6 protein-coding genes are annotated in these 5,724 nt (G+C 74.6%); 3 read left to right on the top strand and 3 right to left on the bottom strand.

The genetic code is table 11. The features are described from left to right. Positions 1 to 1,181, bottom strand: a 1,181-nt coding sequence (locus tag Q7T52_RS13255) for a S8 family serine peptidase (RefSeq protein WP_304803228.1), incomplete at its 3' end; no start/stop codon positions are given. Positions 1,182 to 1,273: 92 nt separating this feature from the next. Between Q7T52_RS13255 and Q7T52_RS13250 the strand changes: the two genes are divergently transcribed. Further along, on the top strand, positions 1,274 to 1,885 hold the full coding sequence (locus Q7T52_RS13250) for an HAD family hydrolase (RefSeq protein ID WP_304803226.1): 612 nt from the start codon (positions 1,274 to 1,276) through the stop codon (positions 1,883 to 1,885). 51 nt (positions 1,886 to 1,936) lie between these two features. After that, a complete protein-coding gene (locus Q7T52_RS13245) occupies positions 1,937 to 2,332 on the top strand; it encodes a cold-shock protein (protein ID WP_304803224.1) in 396 nt (131 codons plus the stop codon). 177 nt (positions 2,333 to 2,509) lie between these two features. On the opposite strand, the gene Q7T52_RS13240 is transcribed toward Q7T52_RS13245, so the two are convergent. After that, a complete protein-coding gene (locus Q7T52_RS13240) occupies positions 2,510 to 4,051 on the bottom strand; it encodes an MFS transporter (RefSeq protein ID WP_304803223.1) in 1,542 nt (513 codons plus the stop codon). A gap of 111 nt (positions 4,052 to 4,162) precedes the next feature. Here Q7T52_RS13240 and Q7T52_RS13235 point away from each other — a divergent pair, with 111 nt between their 5' ends. Next, the gene (locus tag Q7T52_RS13235) at positions 4,163 to 4,957 is read left to right on the top strand and encodes a DUF3027 domain-containing protein (RefSeq protein ID WP_304803221.1); all 795 of its coding nucleotides are present in this window, start codon (positions 4,163 to 4,165) and stop codon (positions 4,955 to 4,957) included. A 199-nt stretch (positions 4,958 to 5,156) separates the two neighbouring features. Here Q7T52_RS13235 and Q7T52_RS13230 read toward each other — a convergent pair whose 3' ends face one another. After that, positions 5,157 to 5,453: a DUF2530 domain-containing protein gene (locus tag Q7T52_RS13230; RefSeq protein ID WP_304803220.1), complete on the bottom strand. Its 297-nt coding sequence runs from the start codon at positions 5,451 to 5,453 to the stop codon at positions 5,157 to 5,159. Between the last annotated feature and the right edge of the window lie 271 nt (positions 5,454 to 5,724).

Below are 5,724 nucleotides of genomic sequence, written 5' to 3'. Positions count from 1 at the left end.
GCGGCCGCCGCGGCCAGCACCACCCGGGCCGGGCCGACCGAGCGCCGCGAGAGCATCGCGCCGGCGAGGCGCCGGCCGTCGGGCAGCAGCACGCGGCCGCGGCGCACGTCTCCGGCGGTGCCGCCGACCGTCGTCACCCAGGGCGAGGTGTGGGCGGGGGAGCCGGGCCCGTCGTTGCCGGAGGCGGCCACGACGACGACGCCGGCCTCGGTCGCGCCGAGCAGCGCGCGCTCCAGGGTGTCGACGCCGCCGGGTCCGCCGACGGCGAGGGTGAGGACGTCGACGCCCTCGCGGGTCGCGTCGTCGACCGCGCTCACGAGGTCGGCCGTCGAGCAGCCGTCGTCGGCGGGGTCGGGCGCTCGCCAGCACGCCTTGTAGACCGCGAGGTGGGCGTCGGGCGCCTGGCCGCCGAACCGGCCCAGCCGCTCGCCGTCGACGACGACCGGGACCTGCGCGTTGCCGGCCGCGAGCGAGGCGGTGCGGGTGCCGTGACCGTCGAGGTCGCGCGGCGAGACGATCGTGGCGGCGCGCAGCGAGTCGACCCCGAAGCCCTCGACGTAGGACCGGGCGGCGGCCACCTTGCCCGTGCACTCGGAGGCGTCCCAGTCGCCGGCGGTCTCGCAGCCGCCGCTGAAGCCGGTCGGCGGGGCCAGCGTCGTGCGCTGGGCGAAGACCGGGCTGTTGGGTGCGAGACCGGTGTCGACGACGCCGATGACGATGCCCTTGCCGCCGCGCCGCGGTCCGGTGGGGGGTCGGTCGCCGACGCCGGCCCGGGCGGGCGCGAGCGGTCCGGTGGAGGCGAGGGGCCGCACCGAGTCGGCCTCGACGGCCAGCACCCGGGGCGACGACGACAGCGTCGCGGCCTGCTCGGCGTCGAGGCGCACGGCGAACCCGCTGATCGCCGTGGTCCAGCGATAGACGGGGGTCGGGGCGTCGAGGTCGGCGAGCACGGCGTCCTGCTCGCGCAGCAGTGTCAGGGTCTCGACGGGGCGCGGAGCGGCACCGGGCGAGGTGGCGGTGCCGGGGGTCCGCAGCGTCACGAGGTAGAGGGTGTCGTCGGTCCGGGCGGCTGCCGGACCGGTCGTCAGCAGGGAAACGCCAAGGGCCAGGACGGCAGCCGGGACGAGGGCCGCGCGCAGCGTCGTACGCCGCCCGCCCGTCGCTCCGGATCGCCCCGTCATGGTCCCTCGTTCCTCCGAGCCGTCCATTCTGGCGCACGAGTCCCACCCGTCGCACTTGAAGGGGTGAACTCGGCCCGACCTAGGGTGAGACCGTGCCCGCCCCCCTCGTCGTCGGCTTCGACCTCGACATGACCCTGATCGACACCGTGCCCGGCTTCGGCGCGGTCCTTGAGGTCCTCGGCGACGAGCTCGGCGTCGCGTTCCCCGTCGAGGAGATGACGGCGGTGCTCGGTCCGCCCCTCGACCTGCTGCTGGCGCCCTACCTCCCGGCCGACGACATCGCCGCCGCGGGGGACCGCTTCCGCGCGCTCTACCCCGACCACGCCGTCGCGTCCGTGCCGCTGCTGCCCGGGGCGGCCGCCGCGCTCGCCGCCGTACGCCGCCACGAGGGCCGGGTCGTCGTCGTCACCGGCAAGTACGCCCCCAACGCCCGGCTCCACCTCGACCACCTCGGGCTCGAGGTCGACCTCCTCGAGGGCTGGGTCTGGGGCGTCGGCAAGGCCGACGTGCTGCGCCGCGAGGGCGCCTCGATCTATGTCGGCGACCACGTCCACGACGTCGAGGGCGCGCTCGCCGCCGACGTCCTCAGCGTCTCGGTGCTGACCGGCGGCTGCACCCGCGAGGAGCTGGTGGCGGCCGGCACCCACGTCGTGCTCGACAGCCTGGACGAATTCCCGTCGTGGCTCGACGCCCACGTGACATAGGGTGACCGTCGCCCGCCGCACGGCAGGGCTGTCAGGGGTGAGGGGCGCGCTGTGCCGAACGGCAAGGTCAAGTGGTTCGACGTCGACAAGGGCTTCGGCTTCCTGTCGCAGGAGGACGGGCCCGACGTCTACGTCCACGCGGACGCCCTCCCCGCCGGGTCCGGGGCCCTCAAGCCCGGCACCCGGGTCGAGTTCGGCATCGCCCAGGGCCGCAAGGGCGACCAGGCCCTGCAGGTCAAGGTGCTCGACGCCCCGGCCTCGGTGAGCCGCAACCAGTCGCAGGCCCGCCGCAAGCGTCCCGACGAGATGGTGCCGATCGTCGAGGACCTGATCCGTGTCCTCGACGGCATCGGCGAGGCCTACCGCCACGGCCGGCACCCCGACCCCAAGGCCGCCGCGCCCGTCGCCAAGCTCCTCCACGCCCTGGCCGACGAGCTGAGCCTGTAAGGACTGGTCGCGGCTCGGCGCGCTCGCGCCGCGGCCCGCACCGCCTGGTAGTGCTGGCCGCCGGCTCCGGTGGGCGGGCCTCACCGGCGCGGCGGCTGCGCCGACCGCTCCGTGCGCCGTGTGGTGGCGTCGCGCTGTGGCCCGGGCGCCTGTGCCTGGTTGCGACCTCGCGTCGGGTCAGTCCTTACGGAGTGCTGGGGGCGTGTCCGGGTAGGTGGCGACCGGGGTGTTCTGGGGTGGCGCGGGACGGCCGGTCCGGGTTCTCGGTCGTGAGCTGAGGACGAACAGCGTCCAGAGCAGGAGCACGACGAGGGCGACGCCGAGCCCGAGCCGGGGGACCTGGGGCAGGGCGATGCCGACGAACCCGCCGATCACCCACGCCAGCTGCAGCGTGGTGTCGCTGCGGGCGAACGCGCTCGCCTGCACGTGCACGGGTACGCCGCCCTGGATGGTCGAGTCGAGCGACACCTTGGCCAGGGACTGGGCCAGGCCCGCGACGAGGCCGAGGCCGGCCAGGGCCAGCACGCCGTAGAAGAGCGTGCCGACGAGCACGATCCCGGCGTCGGCCAGCAGGGCGAAGGTCACGGTGACGGCGGGGTTGATCCGCCTGAGCACCGACGCCAGGAAGATGCCGATCGCGTTGCCGGCCGCGGCGCCGCCAATGACGATGCCAAGCAGGATCGTCTGCCGGTCCTCCCACCCCTCGAGCGGCTTGTCGCGCAGCAGGAACGCCATGTACATCGTGAGGAAGCCCGACAGCCAGCGCGGGCCGCAGTTGGCGCGCAGGGCGTAGGCCACCTGGGCCGGGATCTGCGTGCCGCGGCGCTTGCCGTCGCTGTCCTTGCGCAGCGTCACCTGCTGCTCGCCCTCGGTCGAGTCGACCTGGGCCGGCAGCAGGATGGCCGCGACGGTGCCCACGACGAAGACCACGAAGGCGTAGCGCAGCGACCACTCGGCGCCGAGGTAGGCCGCGCCGCCGGCCAGCGGCGCCGAGATCGCGCCGCCGACCAGCCCCGCGAGCGAGACCCGGCCGTTGGCCTTGACCAGGGTGAAGTCGTCGGGGAGCAGCCGGGGGACCGCGGCCGCGCGCGTCACGCCGTAGGCCTTCGACGAGACCAGCACGCCCAGCGCCGCCGGGTAGAGGAGTGTCGAGTCGTCGACGACCGCGGTGGCGAGCACCCAGCAGAGGAACGCGCGCAGGGCGAAGGTCGCCCCGATCGCCCACCGGCGTCCGTGGCTGAACCGGTCGAGGAACGGCCCGATCAGCGGCGCGACGATCGCGAACGGCAGCATCGTGAGGCCGAGGAACAGCGCCACCTGCCCCCGCGCCTCGCTCGTCGCGCCGGCGAAGAACACCGTCGTCGCGAGCGAGATCGTGACCGCGGCGTCGCCGGCGGCGTTGGCCGCCTGGAGGTAGATGAGCCGGTTGAGCCCGGACTTCTCGGCGCCCTGGGCGTTGGCGGCCCGGCGGGCCTGACCGGCCGCGAACCGGCCCATCCGCCCGGTGACCCGTGCGGTCGCCTTGACGCCGCGAGCGGTCACCTTGGCCCCGGTGCCGAGACCCTGGCCCACCGCGCGGGCCCGGTCGGCGTGGGAGTGACCCGGCCCGGCGGCATAGGGCTCCGACCCGTAGGGGTCGTAGGAACCACCCGGCTGACCATCCGGCGACCGGGTGTCACGCCCGCCGGAGGGCGGTACGTCGCCGGGGCCCTGGGTCATGCGCCCATCCTGCCCCGAGATGCCGACACCGACGCCCCCGACCTGCCGCTCACCCGACCCGGACCCGGCCCCGACCTGACAGCCGCCCGCCGGATCGGTCATGCTTGCGGCGTGACGACGTCCCCGACCACCCTCGTGCGCAGCCAGCCCGACAGCGTGGCCGCCCGTGCCGTCGACGTGGCCCGCTCCGCACTGCTCCAGGAGGTCCCCGCCTCCGAGGTCGGCGACCACCTCGGCGTCGAGGCCGAGACCGAGGCCGACCGCACCGTCACCCACTTCTTCGGGTCCAACCGTCCCGGCTACCTCGGCTGGCGCTGGGCCGTCACCGTGGTCCGCGCCTACCGGCAGAAGCTGGTCACGGTCGCCGAGGTCGTGCTCATCCCCGGCGGCGACGCGATCATCGCCCCCGACTGGGTGCCCTACCGCGAGCGCCTCCAGCCCGGCGACATGTCCCCGGGCGACCTGCTGCCCGTCGACGACGACGACCCGCGCCTCGTGCCCGTCTACTCCTTCGGCGACGACCCGCTCGACGCCGACGACAAGGCCCAGATCCGCACCGTCGCCACGGACCTCGGCCTCGGCCGCGTCCGCACCCTCTCGCCCGAGGGCCGCGACATCGCCGCCCAGCGCTGGTACGACGGCGACGGTGGCCCCGACTCGGCCCTCGCCCAGTCCGCCCCCGAGCCCTGCTCGACCTGCGGCTTCCTGCTCCGGCTCTCCGGGTCGCTGGCCGAGAGCTTCGGCGTCTGCGCCAACGGCGACGCCAACGACGACGGCCGGGTCGTCGCCTTCCAGCACGGCTGCGGCGCCCACTCCGAGGTGCGCCTCGCCAAGAAGCACGAGCCCCAGCCGCTGCCCGAGCACTTCCTCGACACGTTGGGACTCGACGACTTCGAGTCGTTTTGAGTCCTCTGGTCGCAGACCGGTGCGCTCGCTCCGCAGGCCCGCTTCGCTCTCGTAGGGCTGCCGCTGGTCTGGGCTGGCGGGCCTGACCGGAGCGGCGGCGCACCGGCCTGCTCCGTGCGCCGTGTGGTCGCCTTGTCGTGTGGCCCGGGCGCCTGTGCCTGGTTGCTTCCCTCGCCTCGGGTCGCTTGCTGGGTCTCGCTTAGCCCTCGGCCAGGTCTTGGTCGCGTTCCTGGCGGGCGCGGCGGCGACGACGGCAGTACTCCAGGCCGAACAGCCCCAGGGCCATCCCCGCCAGGCACATCCACAGCCACCACTCGTGGCCGTCCTCCTGCAGCCGGCCGTAGAACGGCAGCAGCCCCAGGAACGCCAGGAAGAACGCCCCCGTCCCGACCTCCACGGTCCGGACCCCGTCGACGTCGAGCGGCTCGACGTCGGCCAGCACGTAGGTCTTGTTCCTGAACTCGTGCTGCATCGGCTGGTCGTCCCTGAGCTCCACGCGCACACCGTACGCCGCCGCCCGCCCGTCGGCTGAGGTGCGAGCGCAGCGAGCCTCGAAGCCTTCTTTGTTGTCGTGAAGTCTTGGGTGGTCCGGGTCGGGTGGCCGCGCGCGTAGCAGACCGCGTCTCGGCGTCAAGGACGCTCGCTTCGCTCGCGCCGCTTCGCGGCGCCTGCGGCGTCCTTGACCCCGAGCCTCTCGCGGTCTGCTCCTCGGCGCGCAACGGCGAGGCCTCGCAAGCTCGGCTCGCCGTCGCCTGCGCGGCCACCCG

It is taken from the genome of Nocardioides sp. (assembly GCF_030655615.1).
In the GTDB taxonomy this organism is placed as follows: Bacteria; Actinomycetota; Actinomycetes; order Propionibacteriales; family Nocardioidaceae; genus Nocardioides.
This window is presented reverse-complemented; position numbering and strand designations above follow the sequence as displayed.